The organism is Herbivorax alkaliphila, assembly GCF_030848475.1.
Classification (GTDB): Bacteria; Bacillota; Clostridia; order Acetivibrionales; family Acetivibrionaceae; genus Herbivorax.
Genome location: NZ_JAVDDS010000036.1, coordinates 1 through 26,656, shown reverse-complemented (window position 1 = coordinate 26,656; position 26,656 = coordinate 1). Strand labels below are relative to the sequence as shown.

General features: G+C 31.1%; 17 protein-coding genes. 5 read left to right on the top strand and 12 right to left on the bottom strand.

What is annotated here, in order from left to right:
• Nucleotides 1–27: 27 nt before the first annotated feature.
• From RBH29_RS12725 to eno, 5 genes are all read right to left on the bottom strand, one after another.
• Nucleotides 28–474 (bottom strand): 2-thiouracil desulfurase family protein, encoded by a 447-nt coding sequence (locus RBH29_RS12725; protein ID WP_459076784.1) that lies wholly within the window; start codon nt 472–474, stop codon nt 28–30.
• A 1-nt stretch (nt 475) separates the two neighbouring features.
• A complete protein-coding gene (rnr, locus tag RBH29_RS12720; RefSeq protein WP_306697287.1) occupies nt 476–2,722 on the bottom strand; it encodes a ribonuclease R in 2,247 nt (748 codons plus the stop codon).
• 166 nt (nt 2,723–2,888) lie between these two features.
• Entirely contained in the window at nt 2,889–3,440 is a 552-nt protein-coding gene (locus RBH29_RS12715; RefSeq protein WP_306697286.1) for an HDIG domain-containing metalloprotein, read from the bottom strand.
• A 370-nt stretch (nt 3,441–3,810) separates the two neighbouring features.
• Nucleotides 3,811–4,050 carry a preprotein translocase subunit SecG gene (gene secG, locus RBH29_RS12710; protein ID WP_306697285.1) on the bottom strand — a complete coding sequence of 80 codons (240 nt, stop codon included), beginning with the start codon at nt 4,048–4,050 and terminating at the stop codon, nt 3,811–3,813.
• Nucleotides 4,051–4,223: 173 nt separating this feature from the next.
• Complete coding sequence (gene eno, locus RBH29_RS12705; protein ID WP_306697283.1) at nt 4,224–5,525, bottom strand: phosphopyruvate hydratase; 1,302 nt, start codon at nt 5,523–5,525, stop codon at nt 4,224–4,226.
• Between the two features lie 368 nt (nt 5,526–5,893).
• On the opposite strand from eno, the gene RBH29_RS12700 reads away from it, so the two are divergent.
• The 4 genes from RBH29_RS12700 to RBH29_RS12685 all read left to right on the top strand — a co-directional run bounded on the left by RBH29_RS12700 (nt 5,894) and on the right by RBH29_RS12685 (nt 11,288).
• Nucleotides 5,894–7,672, top strand: coding sequence for a spore germination protein (locus RBH29_RS12700; RefSeq protein WP_306697281.1), 1,779 nt, complete (start codon nt 5,894–5,896; stop codon nt 7,670–7,672).
• A gap of 4 nt (nt 7,673–7,676) precedes the next feature.
• Entirely contained in the window at nt 7,677–8,780 is a 1,104-nt protein-coding gene (locus RBH29_RS12695) for a GerAB/ArcD/ProY family transporter (protein ID WP_306697279.1), read from the top strand.
• Nucleotides 8,770–10,053 carry a Ger(x)C family spore germination protein gene (locus tag RBH29_RS12690; RefSeq protein ID WP_306697278.1) on the top strand — a complete coding sequence of 428 codons (1,284 nt, stop codon included), beginning with the start codon at nt 8,770–8,772 and terminating at the stop codon, nt 10,051–10,053. The genes RBH29_RS12695 and RBH29_RS12690 overlap by 11 nt, the downstream gene beginning before the upstream one ends.
• 269 nt (nt 10,054–10,322) lie before the next feature.
• Entirely contained in the window at nt 10,323–11,288 is a 966-nt protein-coding gene (locus RBH29_RS12685; RefSeq protein ID WP_306697277.1) for a DUF4349 domain-containing protein, read from the top strand.
• A gap of 79 nt (nt 11,289–11,367) precedes the next feature.
• Here the strand turns inward: RBH29_RS12685 and RBH29_RS12680 are convergent, their stop codons facing one another.
• From RBH29_RS12680 to RBH29_RS12655, 6 genes are all read right to left on the bottom strand, one after another.
• A complete protein-coding gene (locus RBH29_RS12680; protein ID WP_306697276.1) occupies nt 11,368–12,930 on the bottom strand; it encodes a response regulator in 1,563 nt (520 codons plus the stop codon).
• The gene (locus RBH29_RS12675) at nt 12,920–15,070 is read right to left on the bottom strand and encodes a substrate-binding domain-containing protein (RefSeq protein WP_306697274.1); all 2,151 of its coding nucleotides are present in this window, start codon (nt 15,068–15,070) and stop codon (nt 12,920–12,922) included. Before RBH29_RS12675 ends, RBH29_RS12680 begins: the two co-directional genes overlap by 11 nt.
• 155 nt (nt 15,071–15,225) lie before the next feature.
• Nucleotides 15,226–17,373, bottom strand: coding sequence for a substrate-binding domain-containing protein (locus tag RBH29_RS12670; protein WP_306697272.1), 2,148 nt, complete (start codon nt 17,371–17,373; stop codon nt 15,226–15,228).
• Nucleotides 17,374–17,589: 216 nt separating this feature from the next.
• Nucleotides 17,590–18,285: a hypothetical protein gene (locus tag RBH29_RS12665; RefSeq protein WP_306697270.1), complete on the bottom strand. Its 696-nt coding sequence runs from the start codon at nt 18,283–18,285 to the stop codon at nt 17,590–17,592.
• 25 nt (nt 18,286–18,310) lie between these two features.
• The gene (locus RBH29_RS12660; RefSeq protein WP_306697268.1) at nt 18,311–18,919 is read right to left on the bottom strand and encodes a hypothetical protein; all 609 of its coding nucleotides are present in this window, start codon (nt 18,917–18,919) and stop codon (nt 18,311–18,313) included.
• A 233-nt stretch (nt 18,920–19,152) separates the two neighbouring features.
• Nucleotides 19,153–24,222, bottom strand: a complete 5,070-nt coding sequence (locus RBH29_RS12655) for an S-layer homology domain-containing protein (RefSeq protein WP_306697267.1) — start codon at nt 24,220–24,222, stop codon at nt 19,153–19,155.
• A 260-nt stretch (nt 24,223–24,482) separates the two neighbouring features.
• Here RBH29_RS12655 and RBH29_RS12650 point away from each other — a divergent pair, with 260 nt between their 5' ends.
• Nucleotides 24,483–25,706: a DUF6688 domain-containing protein gene (locus tag RBH29_RS12650; protein WP_306697265.1), complete on the top strand. Its 1,224-nt coding sequence runs from the start codon at nt 24,483–24,485 to the stop codon at nt 25,704–25,706.
• A gap of 122 nt (nt 25,707–25,828) precedes the next feature.
• On the opposite strand, the gene RBH29_RS12645 is transcribed toward RBH29_RS12650, so the two are convergent.
• Complete coding sequence (locus RBH29_RS12645) at nt 25,829–26,485, bottom strand: serine hydrolase domain-containing protein (RefSeq protein WP_306697263.1); 657 nt, start codon at nt 26,483–26,485, stop codon at nt 25,829–25,831.
• Nucleotides 26,486–26,656: the final 171 nt, after the last annotated feature.

Sequence of the window (26,656 nt, the reverse complement as noted above, 5' to 3'; positions counted from 1 at the left end):
CTTTGCCTCTCCTTTGTAGTGCTAGATTTATAAAATTTTTTTAAATTCACTTTCACTAAAAACTGATATACCATTCTTTTTCAAAAACTTAGTTGTTACACCACTTCCATTTAAAAGTTTTCCTGAAAAGGAACCATCATATATTTTATGAACACCACAGGAAGGGCTTTTTTCTTTTAAAACAGCTTTTTTAATTTTCAGTAATTTTGCAATCTTTAAAGTTTGTTCTGCTCCATTTATAAAATGCTCTGTAACATCTTCACCATTTTCCCTAACTACTCTTGTGGTACTTTCAATTGAATTTTTACAAACTATTTCCGCCCTAGGTCTTGGAGTAGAAAGTCCTCCTAATTGCTCTGGGCAAACTGGAATAAACTCATATTTATTAATAAGTTTTACAAACATGTCATTTAAGTTGTTTTTTCCGTTGTATTTGCAATCAACACCTAACAAACATGCACTTACTAAAAAAATATCACTTCGCTCCTTTTCTCTTCTTTTTTGATTTTTTGCCCTTAACATGACGAAGTACTTTTTCATCTATCTTTTTACGTTTGCGTTTTACCTTAAAGTCATTAGCTGGCTCCTCTGATGCATTTTCATCTTTCTTCTCTGTTATAATAAATTCAATTTTTTTGGCTTTAATATCCGCTTTAACCAAAATAACATTTACAACATTACCTATCCTATAAGTCTTTCTTGTTCTTTCTCCAATAAGACAATAATGCTTTTCGTTGTACACATAGTAATCATCTTCCATGCTGCTCATTTTTACAAGACCTTCTATTGTATTTTCCAACTCAACAAACATACCAAAGGAAGTCACACTAGAAATAACAGCTTCAAAAATCTCACCTTCATGCTTTTTCATGTACTCTACTTTTTTAAGATCCTCTGTTTCTCTTTCTGCCTCTTCTGCTACTCTCTCTCTTTCTGAACAAAGTCTAGCGATATCAGGAAGATTTTCGTTTAATACACTTTCTCTTTTAGAATTTATTTTTCCTTTTATATATTCTTTCATAATTCTGTGTATAATCAAATCAGGATATCTTCTTATAGGTGAAGTAAAGTGAGAATAATATTTTGCAGCCAGCCCAAAATGCCCCTGATTAATATGGCTGTACTTAGCCTTTTGCATTGATCTTAACATAACAGTACTTATTATAGTCTCTTCTCTAGTTCCTTTTACTTTTTCCAAAAGATTTTGAAAAGACTTTGGGTGAATTTTGTTAAGACCTTTTAAAGTATATCCAAAGTTGTATGCAAACTCTGCAAAAGAATCAATTTTTTCCTGATTAGGTTCTTCGTGAATTCTATATAAAAAAGGAGTATTCGTCCAGAAAAAATGTTCTGAAATAGTTTCATTACATAAAAGCATAAATTCTTCAATAATGCTATTTGCAATTGTTGTATGGCGATTTTTCACTTCTACAGGTATGCCCTCTTCATCAAGAACTATCCTTGCTTCATCAAAGTCAAAATCTATAGCTCCTCTTTTAAGCCTTTTTTCCCTGAGAATTCGTGAAAGTTCTTCCATTTTGTAAAAGTCGTCTAGTAAGTACTTATATTTTTCTTTTAAATCTTCATTATCTTCAACAAGGATTTTATATACATCAGTATATGTCATTCTCTCATTTGAATTTATAACACTCTCGAAAATGTCATGGTCAACAACCACGCCATCAGAATTAACTTCCATCATGACTGAAAAGGCAAGTCGATCCACCTTTGGATTTAAACTACATATGCCATTTGACAGAGCTTCTGGAAGCATAGGTATTACTCTGTCAACTAAGTAAACGCTTGTCCCTCGCTTTAAAGCTTCTTTGTCAAGTGGTGAATTTTCTGTAACATAATAGCTTACATCTGCAATATGCACGCCCACTTTTAAATTTCCATTAGAAAGTTTCTCTATGGACACAGCATCATCAAAGTCTCTAGCATCTTCACCATCTATTGTAACCATTCTCAAATCTGTTATATCCCGTCTGCCTTTTTTCATATCATCTGTAACAGTCTGACTAATCGACTCTGTGTATTTTGCAACTTCCTCTGGAAATTCTTCTTTTAAATTATACGACTTGATAATTGATAAAATGTCAGTTCCTGGCTCATTTTCATCTCCAATTATCTCAATTACTGTTCCCTCTGCATTTCTCCTTGTTTTAGGCCATACAAGTATTTTTGCCTCAACTTTTTGTCCCGATATAGCACCATTTATCTGATCTTTTGGTATAAATATATCCCCAGATATTCTCCTATCATCAGGAACTACAAAACCAAAATGCTTACTGCTTTCAAATGTCCCTACAACAGTCTTATTAACTCTATTAACAATTTTTATTATTTCCCCTTCGGATCTCTTTCCACCTATAGCTTTTTTATTAATCCTTGCTATAACTCTGTCATTATGCATTGCACCATTTATGCTATCAGAAGGAATAAAAATGTCATTTTCATCATCATCAGTAATTACAAAACCATAGCCTCTCTCATTACCTCTAAAGGTTCCAGCATTAAGGTTCATTCTTTCAGGAACACCATATCTATTTTTCTTTGTTTTAAAAATCAGACCTTCTGACTCTAATTCTTCGAGAATTTCTGAAAATTTTGAAATATCCTCTTTAGGCACATCGAGAACCGCAACAAGCTCATCAAACAAAAGCGGCTTATATGCGTCCTCTCTCATAAACATAACTATCTTTTTTTTCTTATCTGTCATAAAAAAACCTAGCCGTCTTCAAAGGAAAACTCAAAAACACTGTTGTCTTCCAGATAAAACAGCATTACCCTCCTTTTTATGGGACTTATGGTGTATTTTTATACACACTTTTTCATGCTATTTTATTATTAACCAATTCTTTTATTATTAAACAAATCTTTATTTATTAAAGTCCTAACTCTTCTGAAATTTTATTCATTGCATCTAAAGCAATTTCAATAAATTTCTCCAATGAAATATCCAATTCTTCACAGGATTTTATTTGATCTCTGTCTGCTCCTTTAGCAAAGCCTTTCTCATTCATCCTTTTTAGTACAAAATCCACCGTTACATCTTCTAATTTTTTAGAAGGAAGAATTAATGCTGAAGCAGTTATTAATCCTGAAACAGGATCAGCACAATACAATGCCTTATCCATCTTTCTTTTTCTTTCAATTCCATGCATCCCATTATGTGCCTTTACTGCATAAATAATAGAACTCTCTACATCAAGCGTTTCAAGTATTTCTGCTCCAACAATGCTATGTTTTGAAGGGTCATCAGATGTCTTATCATAGTCAATGTCGTGTAGCAATCCAGCTAACCCCCATTTGTCTATGTCTTCTTTAAAATAAAAAGCTAAATCCTTCATTATTGCTTCAACTGCCAAAGAGTGTTTTATTAAATTTTCATTTTTCAATCTACCTTTTAATTCTAAAAGTGCCTGTTCTCTTTCCATTGAAACTTATACCTCCATTTTCTTATTCAATATCATATTGCAACGAAACCATATCCCCTAAAAATTCGACCTAAAAGTTAATTCTTAGATAAGATTAGCATATCCCCTTGATAATCTCAGTTCTATTTCTATAATATTATTAAAATTGTCTGTTCTAATGTCTTTTTAAATTAGGAATAGTAATAGTAATATATATTACTTATTATAGATATTCGCTTATTTCTATTATTTATTGTACATGAAAAAAGGCTCATCTTGCAAGGGGGGATTCCCCTTGACAATCCCCATAACAGGAATTTACAAAAACTAAGGTTTATATAAACTCCTATGCTTCAAGAAAAAAAAGAACTGTGGAAAGCCACAGCCTTTTTTACCTAGAACTAATTATAAGTTGTAACGTTATACAAGTAACTAGAAATCCTATGGCTGCAACTGCAGTGTACTTACTAAGCAATGCATCAAGAGTTCTACCCTTGTTTTTACCAAAAAACGTTTCTGCACCACCTGCTATAGACCCTGATAGTCCTGCCTGCTTACCTGATTGCAATAATACAATAACTATGATTGATACTGCAAACAATATGTGTAAAATAGTAATCGCTATTTGCATTTCCAAGGACACCTCCTAAAAAATTAACAATATATATGTTACCATATAGCCAGTATAAATACAAGCAATAAAAAGTTTTTTTCATAAAACATTTTCTTAGGTATTGTCCAAAGGCTTTATACTCAACTATCAAGTGTATATACTAGGCTAAATTTACTTGTATCATATCTAAATTATTTGTTTTTTAGGTTAAACCACGCATCCAACCCTGGATATTGACATACACTTCCAAGTTCCTCTTCAATTCTCAATAATTGATTGTATTTTGCAACTCTGTCACTTCTTGAAGGTGCTCCTGTCTTAATCTGTCCTGAATTAGTTGCAACAGCAATATCTGATATAGTTGCATCTTCTGTTTCTCCTGATCTGTGAGAAACAACAGCAGTAAATCCTGCACGATTTGCCATTTCTATTGCATCTAATGTCTCGGTTAGTGTTCCAATTTGGTTTACCTTGATAAGTATAGAATTAGAAACATTCATGTCTATTCCCTTTTTAAGTCTTTCAGTATTAGTTACAAAAAGGTCATCTCCTACAAGCTGGACTTTATCTCCAATTTTTTCAGTTAATAACTTCCAACCTTCCCAATCATCCTCATCTAGGCCATCTTCTAAGGATATAATTGGGTATTTATCTATCAGTTCAGCCCAAAAGTCAACCATTTCATCTCTAGTTTTCTTTATCCCTGATTTCCAGAAAGAATAAGTTCCATCTTCTTGATACATCTCTGTTGCAGCTGCATCTATTGCAATTCTAAAGTCATCTCCAGGCTTGTAACCTGCTTTCTCAACTGCCTCTAATATAACCTGGATAGCTTCTTCATCTGTTTTAAGATCTGGAGCAAAACCTCCCTCATCACCAACAGCTGTACTATATCCCTTATCTTTTAATACTTTTTTAAGATTATGGAATACTTCTGCACACATTTGAAGTGCACCTTTAAAAGATTTTGCACCTACAGGCATTATCATAAATTCTTGGATATTAACACTGTTGTCTGCATGCTCTCCTCCATTTATTATGTTCATCATTGGAACTGGAAGTACTTTTGAATTAACTCCTCCAATATACTGATACAAGCTCAAACCAAGAGCTTCCGCCGCAGCTTTTGCAGTTGCAAGTGAAACACCTAATATTGCATTTGCACCTAATTTTGCCTTGTTTGATGTTCCATCTAACCCAATCATCAAATTATCAATTGCAGTTTGATCGAAAACATTCATTCCCTCAATTTCTGGTGCAATAGTCTTATTAACATTCTCCACTGCTTTTTTTACGCCTTTTCCAAGATACCTGTTCTTTTCACCATCTCTTAGTTCTACCGCTTCAAAAGCACCAGTTGATGCTCCTGATGGGACTGCAGCTCTGCCTATAAAACCACCTTCTGCAATCACCTCCACTTCTACAGTTGGATTCCCTCTGGAATCAAGTATTTCTCTTCCAAAAACACTTTCAATTTCTAAATACTGTTTCATTTAATACTCTCCCTTCAAGTAGTAGACTTTTACATCATATAGAATAGCTTACTTAATGGATTTTGTAAATATTATTTTATAAAAACAATAAAAGTTTTTTAACTTTCAGACTGCATTTTATAATAATAAAACCCAAAATTCACTGAGATATCAGGGCTTATCCACTGCATATTTTACCCAAAAATCAATATGTTAAACATTTTTTAATCGCTTATTTAGTTTTTAATTTTTGAATTTTATTAAGTTATAATTTCCCAAAACAGTGATTTTGTATTTGATGTTAGAGTTTACTTTTGTGAATGCACTGTATAAATTTTTAATCAAAGTAAACAATAATCTAAAATGTCTTTAATTAAGGGTGGTTTTAGATGCTTGATTTTATAAAAAACATTTTCAAATATACTGAACAAAAGCAAACTGAAGGTGGGTGGGAACTATTAGAAGATGAAAATGAAAATATTGACAAAAAAGGTCTTCAAGTAGATTTAAGTGAAAAAGACTTTGATAAGATTAAAAAAAAGTCTCAGAAGAGTACAGAAAAAAACAATCAAAACAATAGTAAAAAACCTTTAAATGTAAAGGAATGGAATCAGGCTAAAAAGTCTGAGAAAGCTTCTGCTCTTTTAGCTGAAAGTCAAATAAAAAATGATATTGTTTCCTCAAACCTTGAAGTAAATATGGAATATTTAAATCAAAAGTTCCACATATACGAAAGTGAACAGGTAATAATTAGAGAATTGAATGTAGCAAAAAAAATAAATTCATTTGTAATATTTATAAGCGGAATGATTGATAACACTACTTTGAATCAATTTGTTATTCCACAACTAATGAATGAAAATAATTTTTCACATTTTTCAGAGGGCTGCCCCTTAGATTATATATCTAAAAATGTTATATCAATTAATGAAATCACAAAAACAAATAATTTTAAAGATATTATATCTGGGATATTGAGTGGTCTTACAGCATTTTTTATTGAAGAATGTGATAGTTGTTTACTTATTGAATCTAGAGGATACGAAAAAAGAAGCGTTGAGAGTCCAGTAACTGAATCTTCAATAAAAGGTTCTCATGAAGGATTTACAGAAAATTTAGGTACAAATTTAACTTTATTGAGAAGAATTATAAAAAATGAAAATTTAACCGTAAAAAATATCCAATTAGGTACGACAAATAAATCCAGCTGCTCACTTGTATACATTAAAGGTATAACAAATACAAAACTTATCAAAGAAGTAGAAAAACGAATTAACAGTGTAAGTGCAGATTTAGCATTAGGCAATGGCTTTTTAGAACAGTACATTGAAGACAGACCCTATTCTATATTCCCACAAATTTTAAGCACTGAAAGACCTGAGAGAACAGCTTCCTTTCTTATGGAAGGAAGAGTTGTTGTTCTAACTGAGGGAACACCTTTTTCCATTGCTATGCCTGCCACTTTTGTGGATCTTATACATACATCTGAAGACTTTTTTTTACGCTGGCCCTATGCATCATTTCTAAGAATCTTAAGGATTTTGGCACTGTTTATCTCTTTTATTCTTCCAGGGCTATATGTGGCACTTACACTTTTTCACCACGAAATGATACCTACATCGCTTTTAATGACAATAATTAATACTAGGGAAGAAGTGCCTTTCCCTGTTGTTATAGAAATTCTTGTAATGGAAGTGGCCTTTGAACTGATACGTGAAGGTGGGGTAAGAATGCCAGGAGTAATAGGTCAGACACTAGGAATAGTTGGTGCATTAATTCTAGGCCAAGCAGCTGTTGCAGCCGGACTTGTCAGCCCCATACTTATAATAGTTGTAGCAATGACCGGACTTTCAAACTTTTCTATCCCCAATTATTTGCTTGCATGGGCTTTAAGGGTATTGAGATTTGCTTTTATTTTATTTGGAGCTGTTTTAGGCTTTTATGGAATATCATTAGGACTTGCCTTTGTATTGGCTGGATTATGCAATGTAAAATCCTTTGGAGTTCCAATTTTATCACCAATTGCCCCTAAAACTAAATCTAGTCAAGATATTTTTTTAAGATATCCTTTATGGCTAAAAAAAAGCAGACCGGATTATTTAAATACAAATGATAAAAACCGCATGTCTGATAACCCAAGAAAGTGGGAAGGAAAGAAAGGAGACTAGTGTAATGCTAACTGAAGGTAAACTTGGATCTTCTGAAGTAATATGGCTTTTAGTTATAACTATTTCAGTAAAAGTTTTTTTTGCAGGCCCTTTAATAATATTTAGGAATACCGGAACCTCTGCATGGTATACCATGCTTATATCTGCTATATTTGCCACAGTTGGATTTACAATTATATATATGCTTTTAAAAAAATATCCCGGAAAAAACATATTGGAGATATATGAAAAAGTTTTAGGTAGATTTTTAGGAAGTGTTTTCTCCTTTTCTTTAATTTTAATAATGTTGTTTTCTGCCTCTTTAAGGCTACGAGAATTTGGAGAAGTACAAAAAATATATATGTTTGCCAAAACTCCAATATCTTTTTTACTAGTATTTTTTGTTATAGTTTTAATTTTTCTAAGTTTTTTAGGACTTGAAAGTATTGCTCGGTATTCAAAGCTTATTTCATTTTTAATATTTACTGCTTTTATTCTTATTATTATTCTGTCAACTCAGCTCTATCAAGTACATAGGCTGTTTCCTGCTTTAGGTTATGGCATTGATAAAACTATATATCATGGTTTTATCAGAATGTCAGAATATGGTGATATAATTATTATAGCAATAATTGCAAAATCTCTTCATGGATTGGCTCAAATAAAAAAAATAGGTTATTTGAGTATTTTGATTTCTGCTTTAGTTATATCCATTGCTTTTCTGGCATTTTCTATGACTTTCTCGTATTATATAGGTCAGGAAATTATAGGTCCTATGTACGTAATGACATCACTTGTCAGATATGGTCTGTTCTTTGAAAGAGTTGAATCACTATTTATGTTCATATGGAGTTTAGGTTCAATAGTTTCTGTTACTTTGATGTTTTATATGTCACTTTTTATATACTGTCATGTTTTTAGAATAAGTGATAAAAAACCCCTGATTGTTCCCTTTGCCATAATTCTATTTACCCTTTCAATGATTCCTAAAGGAATTTCTTCTCTTGTAGACATTTATCTTAAGTATATACGGGAGTTAGGTGGGATTTTTTATTTTGCACTTCCACTGATAGTTTTAATTATATCAGCTATTTTCAATAAAAAGGAAGGTGATAAAGTTGCACAGTAAAATCATATCTTTAATAATTACTTTAAGTATTCTCGTTACATTTACTTCCTGTCATGATTCAAAGGAAATTACTGATTTTACTTATATACTGTTAATTGGAATAGATGAGGGAGACACTGATGAGTGGAAAATTACTTTTGTAATGCCTTTGCTTGGAGGCAGTGGAGGCAGTGAAGGAGGTGATATGTCGAATGATCCAGCAGATGTAGCCCCATCTATGGATTCATTGACTATTGAGGCACCATCATTTTTTGCTGGCTTGCAATTGGCCAATAGCATTTTACCAAGAGAAATAAATTTAATGCATACTCAAGCCATTGTTTTTTCAGAAGCACTTGCAAGGTCGGGAAAAGTAGGCGAGTTTATTGCACCTATTATCAGGTATAAACAGTTAAGGCACAACGTCAATATAGCTGTTTCAAGAGCAAGTGCAAGAGAACTTGTCGAAAATTTCAAACCATATACCGGAAGCAACATTTCCAGAACTGTAGATGGCATAGTTAAAAGTAGTAGAAATGTTGGATACTATATATCAACTACTCTTCATGATTTTTATGACTGTATGAAATCCACATACCATCAGCCTATACTGTTATACACTGCCGTAAATAAAGGAAAAAATCTTAAGAAAAACAAAGAAAATTTGGATACATCACATAGTATAGCAGGAAACTATATTGCTGGAGATATCCCTAGAGAAGGAGGAAGTAAACTGGAATTTATGGGATTGGCTGTATTTGAAGGAGATACCATGGTAGGAACCATTACAGGACATGAAACAATCCTCTGGTCTATGAGCAGAGGTGTATTAGAAAGAAGCATTTTTACAATAAAAGATCCTAAAGCCCCTGACCTTGCAGTACCAATATTAACCAGGTTGGCAAGCTCTCCTTCTATCAAGGTAAATTTTGAAGAAACCAAACCAATTATTCAAATTGAATTAGAGCTAGAAGGGGATATTTTTGCTATTCAAAGCAGATTTAACTATGAAGATCCAAAATTAAAACCAATTCTTGAAGATGCATTAGAAGAATTTATTTTATCTGAATTTGAAAAGGTAATTGATAAATCTTTAAACTGGAATTGTGACTTTTTTAAATTTGGACACACTGCTGTAAAAAAGTTTGCAACCATTGACCAATGGGAAGAATATGATTGGAATAAGAGTTATAAAAATGCAGAAATCACTGCTTCTGTAGATGTTGAAATAGTGCGTACAGGCAAAATGTTATACAGTTCTCCCATAATTAAATCAGGAGGTGAAAATAATTAAGTATGCTGCTTTAATTTTAGTTTTTTTACCTCTAATTTATACTTTAAGTTATGCAAAACACTGCTATAAAAAAAATAATAAAACTGCCTTTTTAGGTGCTATATTAATTATTATTATTTCAATGGCTTTACCTGTAACTGTAATGATTTTTAGATAAATTTGCTATAACTTTTTATTACTTGTTATCTGACTTTTTCCAAGAAGATTAATTTTTTGCGAAACTTTTTACATTTAAATGCGTCATAGAATAAAAAGGGGGTTTTTAAAAAATGAAAACAATTAAACTTGCCAGTGTATTTTTTGTTATTACCTTATTATTGCTAACTATTGGTTGCAGTTCTTCTGAACCGGAACATCTTGACGCCGCGGACTCTTCCTATAACGATCAGGTTGTTGAAAGCAGAGCTCTTACTGAAGATGTAGCCAGTGAATCTGAGCCTACTGCACTTGTTACAACAGGAACAAGCACAGTAAGCTCAGCAAATAAAATTCTTGATGAGAGAAAAATTGTTCGAAATGCAAACATAACTCTTGAAGTAGATGATTTTGAAAAATCCTACGGCAAAATTGAATACTTTATTTCAGGAATAGGATTTGTTCAGGAATCCAGAATAAACAAGGACAAACGCTATGTTGATTCTAAAGAAATTCTTATCACCAGAGGAGTAATAATATTAAGAGTTGATGCATCAAAATTCAACACAGTTTTAAAGGATGTAAAAGGATTAGGACTTCTTACTGAAGAAAATATAAAAACTGACGATGTAACAGAAAAATTTTTTGACGTAGAATCAAGGCTCAGACTTGTACGTAATCAAGAAAGAAGATTGGAAGAATATATAGAAACAGTTGACGACCCTGAGATAGTATTTAAAACTGAAGATCAACTTACAGATATACGCCATGAAATAGAACGGCTTACAGGAACACTAAATAAACTTAATGACCTTGTAGAATTATCAACCATTACAATAAATATGGAAGAAACACTGCCTGTTTCAGAGGAAAAAGAAGAAGAGGAAAAATCCTATTTAGAGCAACTAAAAAGCACCTTTTTAAATAGCTTTGAAGGAGTTCTTAACTTTTGTGCCTCATTTATAATGGGAGTCGTAGCAGTACTTCCTGCCCTAGTTCTTCTTGGAATTATTTTTACGATAGTACTTTTTATATACAAAAAGTTTTTTAAGAACAGACTTAAAAAGTCCAGTAATGAAGATTCTGATATAAGTGGATAATTAAATTTGTAAAGCCTGAATTGTTCATAGAAATATGAACAATTCAGGCTTTATGTTTTTTTACCAAGTTACCTTATATTTAATCTTTGAGTAAGTCCCTTATATAAATAAACTCATCTATATTCTCAAATAAAATATCCACTAAGTGAGGATCAAAATGCTCTCCTTTTTGAGATTTAAAATAATCAAGTATTTTTTCCAATTCCCATGCTGGTTTGTAGACTCTGACTGTGCCTAAAGCATCAAAAACATCTGATATTGCCGTAATTCTTCCATATAGATGTATTTCTTCTCCTTTAAGTCCGTTTGGATAACCACAGCCGTTATACTTTTCGTGGTGTTGATATGCAATGATACTTGCAGTTTTTATTATTTCTTTTGTAGAATTTTTAAGCATGTTATACCCTATAGTGGTATGTGTCTTAATAAACTCAAACTCTTCTTTAGTAAGCTTTCCCGGTTTATCTAGTACATTAGAGGGAATACAAAGTTTACCTATATCGTGCATAGCTGAAGCAAGAGAAATTTTTTCAGCATCCGATTTTGACATTCCATATTTTAGTGCCAAAATCCTTGTAAACTCAGCAACCCTCTTTACATGTTTACCTGTTTCTTTAGAACGAACTTCTGCAATTTCACCTAATGTATATATAATTTCCTTTTGTGTATCCTGCAATTTAAGATTTAATGATGTATTTTCAAAAGCATTTGAAATATTATGACTGAATATTTCAAGAAGGTTTTTATCAATCTTACTAAATTCTCTGGCACCTTCAAAAAAAAGTATATATTCAAGATTTTCACCATTTTTAAAATGTATTATAATGTTTGTGTCTATTATCAACATTCTTTTTTCTTTTATTTTTTCAGTTATCGTCATATACAAACTATCTGAAAGCACTTCTTTTATATTGGTATTTATGTTCTTAGAGTACTTACCTGAACCTGCAGTAATAAAAAAGCTTTCTGACTTTCTAAATGCAATAAAACTAGATTGATGTTTTAACGGTATGTTTTTATAAAGAGAAATCATTGAGTTTATCTGCTCTAAAACAATTGTGGAAAGTTTTGAAATTGACTGTACTTCAAAAAGATATGAAGATGCTTCTATTACTTTTTCTAAGCCCTTTTTACCAATAGTGGTATTGCTAATACTTTCATATGCTCTAAGCGAAGCCACCATTGTCGTAAATAACTTTTGGGTTGTTAATTCGGTTTTCTCTTTATAGTCATTTATGTCGTAGTCAACTATAACACTTTTTTCTGGTGCTTGGCCGGGCTGTCCTGTTCTTAGAATTATTCTAACTTCATAATTTTTTAAATCATTTCGTATATAGTGCACAAGCTTTAGTCCTGAGTCCTCCTCTTCCATTACAACATCAAGTAAGATTATTGCTATATCATGATGTTTTTGAAGCAACTCCCTTGCTTGCTCTCCAGAATACGCATCAATAAATTCTAAGGATGCATTATTATAAGTAAAATCGCTAAGAACATGCTTGGTAATAGTATGAACCTCATAATCGTCATCCACTATCATGATTTTCCATTTCCTATCCATATCAACTGGTTCTATATCATCAGTTGATTCATCAAAAAAATCCATATACTCATTGTCTAAAATAACATCATTATTTATCATTAGATTTATTCACCTCTTCTACAGGTATTATGATAATAAATGTTGCTCCATTTCCAAGCTTACTTTTACATTTTATCTTCCCTTTAAATTCCTTGTTTACAATATTATATACAATGTTAAGTCCTAATCCTGTTCCACCCTTCCCTCTTTTTGTTGTAAAAAAGGGATTATATATGTTTTTTATGTCATTTTCACTTATTCCTTTTCCATTGTCCATGTATTCAATTACAATTTCATTAAACCTTTTTACTATATTTATGGTAATTGTCCCTTTGTCTACATCTTCAAATCCATGGACAAGAGAGTTTAAGATAAGGTTTGTTATAATTTGAGATAATGCCCCTGGTGAAGCATATATCTTTAAGTTGTCCTCACAGTTAATATGTATGGTGTGCTTAGTTTTCTTAATCTTGGGATTTAAGCTAAGTACCACATCATTTATATAATCTTTTATTAGAAATTTCCTTTTTTCTTTGTTTGACTGATCTGCTGCTATTTGCTTAAAGCTCTTTACATGGTTTGAAGCTTTTTCTAGATTAATCATAAGAATTTTAACTGTTTCTAAGGTAGTATCTATATATTTTACCAAGTCGGCTCTTTTTAGTTTTCCTGATTCTAGCAATCTTAATATCTCAATGTTTTTTTCCTCAAGATAAGATGCCGCAGTTACATTAACTCCTATAGGAGTATTAATCTCATGAGCTACTCCTGCAACAAGTCCCCCTAATGCAGCTATCTTTTCAGATTGAATCAATTGACTCTGAGTTTGCTTAAGTGTTTCCAATGCAGATTCCAGCTCGCTTTCGGCAACATTACGATCCATTGCAATACTCAAAAGAGTGATTATTACTATAAAGATATTATATTTAACCATGGCAGATGCTTCATTAAAGGAACTGACATACGCTATTGCCCCCCAATTTCTCGTTGTTGAAGATATCGGCATTATCCATATAATATCGTCAGTGTTTTTATATATTTTTTCAGGTATAAGTTCTAATAGAGGAAAGTCTTCTATATCACAGGATAAATTAACACTTTCTCTATTTTTAAATATATCATATAGTGATTTTATTTTAAATTCTTCATGCCCCGATTTGCTTTCTTTCCAAAACCCTACACACTCCCATGAAAAATCATCTGCTAGTTGAGGAAATAAATTCTTAATTCCTTCAATATCTGTAGAAAGTAGTCTTGTGCCTAAATTAGAATTTTTTAAAATTGCATCCTCCAAATACTTTATTATTTTATCTTTTTTATTTGCAGCTTCTTTTTTAGTCACTTTTTCCTCATCGGCATAAGTACTACATCCACATGATCTTCTAAAAACAATCTTGGATTTTAACAATACTGTTCTGCCTCTTATTGAAATATTATCTATTTCATCTATTAAATTTTTTGCTGCTGTATATCCCAAACCATAAATATTTTGGTCTATTGATGTGATACCTGGACTGATTCTTTGAGCAGCCGGGCTATTGTCATAGCCTATTACTGCCACATCATCAGGTGTCAATAATCCATATTCTTCAAGTTCCTTCACAACACCAACTGCTATCCCATCATTACCGGCAAACACTGCTGTAAAATCAATACCATTGTCTATCCACCATTTAATTGCCTCTCTGCCATCTTTGGGTAATGTATATTCAGTTTTGTAAACAAGTTTTTCATCATAAGGTAATCTATTTTTAATTAGTGTGTTTTTATATCCCTCAAAACGCTCCTTTATATCACCAATTCCCATCCATCCTGCAAAACCTATTTTTTTGTGCCCGTGCATTATAAAATGCTCAACAGCTTGGGCAGCACCAAAAATATTATCACTTTTTACCAAAGTACAATTACTCGGCCTGTCATTAACACCAATAAATATAACAGGTTTATTTGTATTAATTATCTCATTCATATAGCTGTTATTAGCACTCTCTGTTAATATTATCCATCCATCTATATGATTGAAAGCCAAAGAATAATACTCTTCAACTTTTTTTACATCAGTAAAAAAGCGACTAATCATATACGTATTAATCACAAACAATTTGATGTTTTTTCCCTTTGCAAAGCTATGAATACCATTTATTAAATTGCCATGATACACTCCATCGGTAAACCTAGTAATTACCCCTATATTCAACATGCCGTAGTTAATCCTTTCTGTGCTTATATATAATATATTAGCACCTGAAAATTAAACTCTTTTATTAAAAAGTTAAATTAGTGTATAAGTATATGTCGGTATAAGATGAATTTTTATAAATGCCCACCTATAAATTAAACTATTTTTATAGGAGTTCACTTAGCCACCAAAGATAAGGGAAGATATATTATAAATGTTGTACCTTTATTGTATTCACTCTCACACTCTATAGTTCCATCAAACTTTTGCTCTATTATGTTTTTTATTATAGTAAGTCCTAAGCCTGAGCCACCATTACCTTTTTCAGTTGTAAAAAAAGGTTCAAAGCTCTTGTCTAAAACTTCTTTTTCCATCCCCTTACCGTCATCACTATACACTATTACAAGACTCTCTTCTTTCTTTTCAAACTTTATGTTTATTTCACCTTTACCTATTCCATTATATCCATATCTTATTGAGTTTACTAATAGATTTGTAAAGACCTGAGATAGCTCCCCAGGGTTACAATAAAGCTGTAGATTATCTTTACACTGAAGGTTTACTTTTATACCCTTCATTTTTAATTTTAGACTAACACTTAAAATAACGTCATTTAAGTACTCTTTTACTTTAAAAACTCTCTTTTCCTCAGTTGTATTATCCACAGCAATCTGTTTAAAGCTTTTTATAACATTTGATGCTTTTTGCAAATTCATTAGAAGTATTTTTACAGATTCATTATTTTTTTCCACAAGCTTTACTAATTCTGATTTTTTCAGTTTATTTGTTTCAAACAAATCTTTTAGCTGATGTGTAATGTTTTCCACATAAGTTGTTGCAGTTATACCTACACCTATGGGGTTGTTTATTTCATGAGCTACTCCTGTAACCAAATTGCTAAGAGATGCCATTTTTTCAGATTCTACAAGCTGTTCTTGTGTATTTTTAAGTGATTCTAGTGTTTCTTTTAAATTTGACATAGCCAGATTTCTGTCTATTGCAATACCAAGAAGGTTATAAAGCACTATATCCATTTCATATACAAACAAATTTGCATCTTTATTAATCTTTCTTATATATGACATTATTCCAACCTTCTTTTTACCTGTTGCAACTGGAAATATTAATATGATATCATCTTGATCTAATTCATAATCTGGCATTAATTCCAAAAGAGGAAAATCCTCCAAATTACACTCAATGCTCTCATTAATGGTTGTTTTTCTAACTCTATCAACAACTGTTTGTATGGTTACTTTTCGTATAGATCCATTATTCTCTTGAAATAGACCAAAACAAAACCATTTGTATTCATCAGTTATTTGAGGAATAATCTTTAGTATATCACTCACACTCAATGTAAAAAGTTTAGCTCCTATACCCGCGTTCTTATATAAGGCATCTTCAAGCCTTTCAATCATAGAATTTTTTTGCTCTAAAACATCATTCGTTATTTCAGTATCAACAGGTTTAAATTGGCACCCACATGACTCTCTGACAACCAACTTTGATTTTACCTTTTTTACTTTCAACTTTTCACCACTAATCAATCTAAGTAATGTTTTTCCTGCCCCCCTGCCTATTTCAAAAGTATTTTGATCCATACTGGTTAAGGCAGGTTTAAGCAACTCTCCCTTGTCAGTATTATCATATCCTATTACAGCAATATCTTCCGGCACATTAATGTTGCCTTTTTTAAGTCCTTTTATTAATCCTATTGCCAAGTAATCGTTGGCAGCAAAAATAGCTGTAAAATCTATTCCCTTTTTAATCATGTCGGTAGCTAATTTTTCACCAAATTCCGGCATGGGTAATTCAACATCATAAACAATACTTTCATCATAAAGACCATGTTCATCAAGTATTTCCTTATACCCTGAATGTCTCTCAACCATATCGTATATTTCGCTAGTACCTACATAAGCTATTCTTTTATGTCCGTGGGATAAAAGATGCTCCATAACATTTCTAGCACCATTATAACTATCATCAATTACTATTGTACAGTTATAAGTATTTTCTCTATGCCCAACCATTACAACAGGCTTACCAGTACTGATAATCTTATTAATATATTCCGGTTTTAAATCTGATGCACCTAAGGAAATAATTATCCACCCATCAATATGGTTAAATGAAAATGAATAATAATCTTCTTCTCCTTCTACATCCATTCTGAATCTATCTATCATATACGTATTGAATATAAAAAGTCTTCCCTTTTCTTGTTTTACGACATTATGTATACCTTTTATTATAGATCCAAAATAGAAATTCTCCACATATCTAGTAACAACACCTATATTCAATGGTTTTTTCTTCATAATAATCATTCCTTCCAGCCTGCTTATTTAAGCAAGACTGACTTTAATTGATATCACCTTATGTTTCGGATAAATATCAATTTTTTTTAATAGCTTCTCTAACGTATACAAAATATGCAAATCTGCTTTTATAGGGTGTATTTAATTATCGTGTTTGAAAATATTTCTATCCTTCTCCACCTGCAACAGTTTCTCAATAAAAACCTTTCGAAATTCTCAATTTTGAAATATCTCGATACCTAAAATATGTTGAAGTATAGAACCTAAACTATCTAAAAAATTGTCCGTTTCTAAGCTAATTAAATCCATAACTTCAAACCACTCTTTGTTTTCAATTCCAAAATCTCCATAAAGATTTTCATAATACTCAAACTCGGTATTTATTTCATCTTCCAGAATAATACTACCTAAATGATTTAAATTAATAGCAGAAATCCACCTCAAGTGTAAATCATTAATCCTTCTAATTTTTCTTGTTAAATCATTGTCTAATTTAACCAAAACTTCGTCATCGCTATTTTCTTCATTTTTATCATATTGATTTAATAAATGAGAAAATAAAACATTAATATCGTGTGTGGTATTGAATATATTAATCCACTTTGTAGAATAACCGCCTATGTTATTAGATACCTCTATTGGATATAGTGAATAATTATAAAAAATTATATACATGTCATATAAACGCCAAGCCTGACCAGTTGTAAGCACGCCAGTATTTAATACTTCTTCAGTAATGTTATAACCATCTAAAATTATATAAACCAACTCTTTTACATCATGGTTTGTTATGCTTGAAACATTAGACTCAATTTTTTTTCTTTCCACATGTAAAACACTACTTGTAATAACTAAAATTATAGATATAAAAATCATTATCATAAAGTGATTTCTTCTTAAAAATTTTAGCATAAACTCACCCTCCTCCATTAATTATTTAATATAACAACTCATTAATATCATTAATTTGATATTTATTCAAAAACTCTACCGTATCATTTTCAATATCCTTCAAAAACTCCCTAAATGGCTTAGGATCATATTCAGATACATCATCTTTATCTATTACATTTGCATAATTTCTTTCTATCGAAGATAACCACAGTCCATTTAACTCCAATAAACATTCTATTTTGTATCTTAAATCATCATCAATTTCAACTAATATATCACTTCGATCTTTTTTTATCATATGCTTTTTATCATCTGAAAAGATATAAAAAAAATCATGAATCGAATTAATAGCTTTTTCAACCATAATTTCATCTCCAAATAATTCAACCCCATATCTTTCAAATTCAGGAACTCGATTTGAATAATTAAATTGTATTGTTGTAAAATTCTCCACAGTAATATGCTTTGTTTCTAGTATTTCATTTAATGCTTTTTGTCTATGTTGAATGCTTCTAATTAAAAATGCCATAGATGTATTGCTAATATTTCCAGCAGAACTATATTGATTTATTAATCTATATTCATTAACATTAATAAGTACAAGAAATACAATAAATATGAAAAGACCTACTTTTAAAGATTTTTTATTCATGAAAACGTTCATAATAGTTACACCTCTTTCAATTAATATCGTTATTATATAAAGGTGCATTTACTCTTTATGCATCCTGCTATAATAACTAGTATATCTATATATTCTACAACCTATTGCTTAAATGAAAATACACCTCTTATTTTGTGATTTTTTAAATATTACAACGCATTCATTATATAAATATAATTATATCATATCGCCATAAATTGCAGTATAAATAAAACATTCTTTTACTCAAATCTAACATCGAAATCTACAATAACATAAGCTGAAAAATCATCTTTCTCATAACTAGGATATATTTTAACTAATCCATTTAGCTTTATAAAATCTCCACTTGACCTTAAATATCGTTTTTTAGATTGTCCAGCAATAAATTGAATAGGTACAAGATAAGTGTTTATTTGATCTTCTATTTTTGTTCCAGTAGCATACGGCCACTGCTGACCTAACTCTGATGATGATTCATTTTCAAATTCGTTTATCAATTTATCAATTGAGTCTATGTAATCCCACACTTCTACGATTGTGCCTAAATAAGGTATTTTAGACGCTAAGGGCTTGATAAGTTCTAAATCACTTTTCTTAGCCTTTAGTACTCCATCTATCTGATTAGATTCAAAAACAATTTCAGAATCAGGATCTAATTGTATACCCATTTTGACATTCTCAATTAACACTCCTTTATTACTATTAACTAATTTGATTCTATTTTCCATTGGTTCATAATATACTTCAAAATTCTCTTGTATATTTAAACTAGTATATACCTCATTATTACTATCATTTCTTTTCGTATTATGAGCTTGTGAAATATAATGTACCCTATTAAGAACAGTATAAGTAGGTGTTACCTTACCCCCACTTGCCTCAACCGTTTGAGCATAATACATAAATGCTGATTTAGATATATTAGCATCAATAGTAGGATTGATATAGTATTTTTTTTCATGCCTTCCCACCATAATATCTTCTTTTGGATTAATGTAATAAAATAAATCAGATGGTATATCATAATCATCTAAATAAATCCACTCATTTGATCTAAAAACACCTCTTTGAGACTCTTTTAAATCCTCGAACAATCTCTCATACTCTCCTCTATCTACATTAACATGCGTAAATCCATAATCTTTAGTTTCTAAAGGATTAATCTCTGATAATTCCGAATTAAGATCATGTCTAATTTCAACTTTTCCACCTTTCCACCATTCGTCAATAAGCCTTATATTCCATGGATCGGGCAGAGCACTATTTTCCTTACTGTTTGAAGATCTTCCTCTATCTATTAAAACACTATTTGATATACTCTGAAATACATTGCTTGTCTGTCTATCTATATCGTCTTGAGTATAGCCTTCTTGATTGTCTATAAAGTAAAACCTTCCACCTGTTGCATCAGCAATAGCTTTTAGAAGATCTGCTTCTGTTTGTGTTCCTAAAGCTATTGTGTTTATAACAAATCCTTCTTTTGCTAGTTCTTTTGCTAATGCAAGTTCTTGCCTAATTCTTTCTCCATCTACTGTAACCATTCCATTTTCTCTGTTTGCTATTCCATCTGTTAAAAGTACAATTATCTTTTCTCTTGTGCTGTGTTCATAAAACATATCTGCACCTTTTCTTATTCCGTCAGTTATGTTTGTAGCACTGCCACCTGGGTTTCTCATACCATCTAATATGTCAAGTAAAACATCTCTATTACCTGAATCTGTAATCCAATGTTTTTCATACCCACTTCTATCAAATCCAGCAAGTCCTATTCTCTGAGAATTTACGTTATTAAATCCAAAAGAATTCCTTATAAATCTCTGTGTTGCTTCTACACTTGCATCATTTGGATCATATCTTCTCATACTAGCTGATTGATCTAATACAAATACAATATCTGATTGCAAAAAATAATCGGTATTTACTGAACCAGGTATAAACTCACTAAAATGTGTCGTCTCACCCACTATAACCTGATTTTCTTTGTCAACATAGACATTGTCTATCTCTTCTAACTGTTGCGTTTCAGGGTTTGCATGGAAAATAGTTAGTTCATCCTCTTTTATATCACCTAATTCTTCTCTGTTGTATGATACTCTAATTTCTGCATATTCAAAAGGAAATCCCCCATTGGTTATTTCTACTGTTTTTCCTATAGTTCCTTCTAAATTATCTAAAAGAGTGTTGCCTGAATTCCATATCTGCAATGGAGACATTACTACATTTGCATCCCCCCATATTGTAACTTCAACTCTTCCATCTTCTGATACTGCACTTTTTTGAGACTTAACATTTTCATGTTGAAGTGTTGGATCTAAACCTAACTTGACAGCTGCTCCATCATATATTCCATCACCGCTTGTGTCAGGACTTAAGGGGCAAGTACCATAAACATATATTTCATCATAATCTGATATGCCATCTTCATCTGTATCCCATTTAAATGGATTTGTTCCATGCTCTAATTCTTCTCTGTTTGTAAGTCCATTTCCTGAATAATCTGCATCTAAGTCAATTGATTCTACATCAAATACAATTTCACTGCTTACTTTCACCTGTTGTGAATATGGACTTTCACCATGACGATTAATAGCTTCTACAACATAATAATATGTATTTCCTTCTTTTACTTCAATATCAATAAAGTCTTTTCTCAAACGATTTTCTTCTATAAGGTAATAAGGTCCTCCGTCATTACTTCCTCTATATATGTTGTATCTATCTGCACCATTTTCATTTGACCAATAGAGTCTTACTGTATTGTTATACCATGCTCCTGTCAAATAAGGTGCCTCTGGCTCAGTTAAAATAGACACTATCATCTGTCTCCAGAATTCTCTGTCAGATGGAATAAAATTGTAATAATCTTCAGACTCTTCTAAAATCAACATGTTAAACATATGTAATCCTTTACCGTTTTCCATGTTAATAGTCTGTCCTTCTTCACCTGCTAATACCGTCTTATGAGTACCATCTGCTTCAAACACATTATCATTAGGCGTTTCCTTTATTATGAAATCTCCTTTTAGCTCCAGTGTTCCTGCTATAAGAGAACCATTATAGCTACTCTGTGTTTGTATTATCATATCATCTTCTACAATGACATGATCTTTATAGTTTATCATTTTTAAAACAGCATTGTTTTTTAAATGATACCCCCCTTCTACCTGGAGAGTTCCTCCATTTATATACATTGTTCCACCATTTACTATTACATCTTTTGAAACTTCCATTTTTCCATTTTGCATATCAATTAAAGGAACTTCTGTAGATAATACATTTCTTCCCTGTCTATATACTCCACTTAAAACTATTTCTCCTTCATTTAAATGGATTTTTCCTGAATTTTTTATACTATTTGCTGTTAAATTCATACCATTAATATTAAATACAGTGTTTTCAAACACTTTTATGTCATCACTTATTTTTCCTGTATCTTCTTTTAAAGTTATTTCTATTGGATAATCATCAGGTGTTCTATTAAATTTATCAGTGGCCTTTTTAAGAGTTATATCATCATTATCTTTTATTGACATCATAATATCTTTCATATTTATTATGTTGTCATTGTTTACATCGCCTTTCCACATATTTAGTGGCTTATCCATACTTCCAAGCTTAAGTGCATACATTCCTGCCGGAATATTTAAAAATCTATCTAAGTACCCTTCCTTGCTTATTTTTAATGTAACTGCTTCTTTTGTATCAGGAATATATTTTATTTTAAAATATCCCTCATCATCTGCATCAGTACTTACTATTACCTTTTTATTTTCATTAAATATTTCTAATTTAGTCTCTTCAAATGTAGAAGTATCAAGATGCCCCTCAATAATATATTCTTCTAAAGCTTCTCCATTTTCTAATTCCTCATCTTCTTTTAATTCCGGCTCGGAATTATTAGGTATAGAATTATCATCATAATCCTCTGAAGTGTTTTCTTCTATATCTTCTTTACTTTCAGAATGTTCATTTTCCAGTTCTTCAGACACTTCTGTTTCAGAATTGTTTATCACAGATGCTTCATTGTATAATCCATCTTTTATTATTTTTTCTGTTTCAATAAGGCTTCCATACCAATCAAACAATAAAATACCTTCTCTATTTATATTTGCATCAGCTCTTAAGTATTTATTATCTTTATCATCTACAAATTCTATTGAAGTATCTCCAGACTCTATCACCTTAAATTCTATTCTTGCAAGTTCACCTTTCACTTCTTTACTTTTGTTGTCTCTAAATGTTTCAAGACAATCAACTGCTCTACCAAAATTAATTCTTCCTCTGTTAAGGTCATGGTATGCAACTGACACATAATTTTCATTTGAAAGTATACTCTCAGCATATGGAACTGTATCTTCTTTGTAAGGCTCTTTGGTTTTATGATCTATAGGCTTTAATACATCAGGGTCATATTTAATATTTATTTCATATCCTGCAAGATTAGATATTCCACCTATATTAATTCTAGCAGTAATTATATCCCCTACCTTTGCATCTTTGTTTTCTAGAAAAATATTAATCCCTTCATCAGGAAATTGTATAGGAGTTACATTTCTACTAGTTCTATTTGACCTTCTAGGTGCTTGTGTTGGTTCTAGTGTTGGTTCTGGTGTCTGTGTTGGACTTGGTGTCTTAGGTGGTTCTAGTGGAATTAGCCCATCTGGTATATCTACATATTTTAATACTACGTCAAGCATTTTAACTGCTTCTGCCCTTGTTATCATTCTAAAAGGCCCGAATGTACCATCTGGATAACCTTTTATTATTTCATGAGATGCAAGATTTTTTATACTTTTATACGAATATTCAGAAAATGTATCTTCATCTTTAAAGCTAACATCGTTAGCACCTTCAAAAAACCCTACATCAAAAAGCTTTGCAACAATCACTGCTGCATCCTGCCTGCTCATATTCTCCGTTGGTCTAAATGTCCTATCATCAAAACCTTGTACTAATCCTTCACTTAAAGCATATGCAATGGAATCATAAAACCAATCGTCTTTTTTTACATCAGAAAAATTCAAATCTTCTACTTCTTCTACTGTCTCCTTAAATATGTTCACAACCATAGCGGTAAATTCTGCTCTAGTTACAAGTTTGTCTGGACGAAATAGACCATCATCATAACCTAATATCCAGTTCTTTTCTACAAACTTTTCAATAACATCACTACACCAATGCCCCTCAATATCTTGAAAAGAATGTTTTTGCTGCCCTTGTAAGTTTGTCCCTGCATATGCAAAAGACAACCCCGTCATAAGCATACAAAAAATCAGCGCATAAGAAATAAGACTTTTTTTTACTTTCATTTTAAAATACCCCCTAATTAAATAAAATCTTTCATAAAATATAATTTATTTTACATTATTTACTTGCATTATATATTGTTTGTTTTGTATTTATTTTACATCGCGTTAATTGTATCACCATACATCTTCTTTGTACAGTCCTATTTTTTGAAATTTCTTTATCAAGTATTTACGACTTTACTTTTTCAGAAACCCCTTATTGAAGATACTCTTAAAATATAGTATCATTGATATTATCAATTATTTGTGAGGAAATTTTTATGCTTAATTCTATTTTTAACTTATTAACAATCGCAATATTGTTTTTAATATTTGTAATTCCTTTTGTAATTACTATTTTAAATATAATCAATCTTATAAAAAAAACACCAATTAAAGAAAATGTTATTGACTTTATTACTTTTTTTCTCGGCTTACCACTTACTATTATTCTTTTTAACTTATTAGAGCTAAAAGAATACCATGAACCACTTTACACTAGAACATTTGAATTTCAATTTCATACGCCAATCTCAAGTGAATATATGAAAATAATACTATTAGTTGGATTTATCTCAATATTAGGCTACTGGATTTTACGAATTCACAAAAAGAATATGTCTCCTGTAAAAAGCATTCTATCTATTTCAACAATTTACTTAGGAATTGGCCTTAGCATCTTATTTATTATTCAGTTGTCAAAAAACATTTTTACTTCGGGTTACATGTTTCCCTTTGAAATACTATTTTTAAGTCTATTTCCTCTAAATTATATATTATGTTCTGTTAGACTAATTAGACAGGTGATTTTTTTACATGTACATAATCGAACAGATAATAGTTTTCATAGAAAAAAGATGCTAATAAAAAATACTGAAAAAGAAATCCCATCTCTCAATTCTGAATACCAAATAGAAAAAGCAGAATCTAAAGAAACCCAAGTTATGTATAAAAGCAAATTATTAAATCTTTCATACAAAATACTATCAAAAAGTGTACACTGGTACACTGCTGCTTTTATTCTTGTGATTCCTGTTCTAGGGCTTTTATTAGGTTTTCTTGTACTGTTTGGACAGTCACCAGATTCAATTATTAAAGCATTTACCCAGACAAGTGATTGGACATTATCCCAAAAAATATCACCCCCTCCAATAGAATATGAGGGACATTATTTATGTACAGTGGCTCTAAAAGGACATGAAAAACTTGTTAAGCCAACAAGAAAAGGCATTAGACATGGTAAAACTATTATTGTAAACAGACAGCTTTGTATTGCAAATGCATTTGAACAGTTAATTCAAGAAAAAGCCCCTTTATTTCATAAGTCCATAAGAACTATATATAATAAGTATGGTTACCCTTTATCAAGACATATCAAAACCAATTGGCAGGCAGATATTATATATATATTAATGAAACCTTTAGAATGGTTTTTTCTCATTGTACTATACACGTTTGATATTAAACCAGAAAATAGAATTGCACTACAATATATTTCAAAATAAATTAAAAAGCATGAATTTACTTTGTCTGTTTCAAGTTACCATGTAAAACGCCACCTTACTAGAAGATGGCGTCTTAGAATTTATAATGACTTTAAAACTTTTTAATATCAGATACCCTAGATTCACCCTTCATTAATTGCTCTAATAATTCTATCCCACATAGCATCAAGAACCCCTTCTGCTGTATTAACACTCCTATCACAAAAATATATTACTTTTATGTCATCCTCAATATTAATTGTAAATATGGAGAAAAAGCCATCGTAAAATATTCCATCATGTCCAATAAAGTCTTTTTGACGTGACCATACACCCAATCCATAATTATCTCGAATTGGAGTGCACATTTTTTCAATAGTTTCCTTTTTTAATACCTTATCTGTTGTAAACACTTGGGAATATTTTGACATATCCTCAACATTTGAAAACAGTGCTCCTCCTGAGTTAGAAAGAGTACTATGAAATTTTCTTAGTTCTTTAAGATACTCTTCATCGTCATACTCATCTGATAAAGGTCTTGAATAAATATCTAGTTCTTCTTCAAAAAGCCAAGTATTTTCCATATTGAGCGGCTTAAAAACAATTTTATTTAAATAATCTATGTAAGACATTTGAGAAACTTCTTCAATTACCTTTCCAAGAATACCATATCCTACATTTGAGTAGGAATATTGTTTTCCAGGCTCAAAAAGCAGCTCAAAATCAGAATTAATAATAACATCTTGGACTTCACTATGGTAATCAAACTCGTCATTTAACCCTTTTAAAAGTTCTACCAACTCTTCTATATCTAACAGAGCCGGTTCATTTAAAAAGACTTTGGGAATCTTGAAATTCAGAATTTTTTATAAAAAATTCTATATTAATATCCCATATGTCACGTGGAATTCCAGACTGGTGACTTATTGACATTCTCCTCTCCCTAAAGTAAGAAGGATTCTTGCTTCACA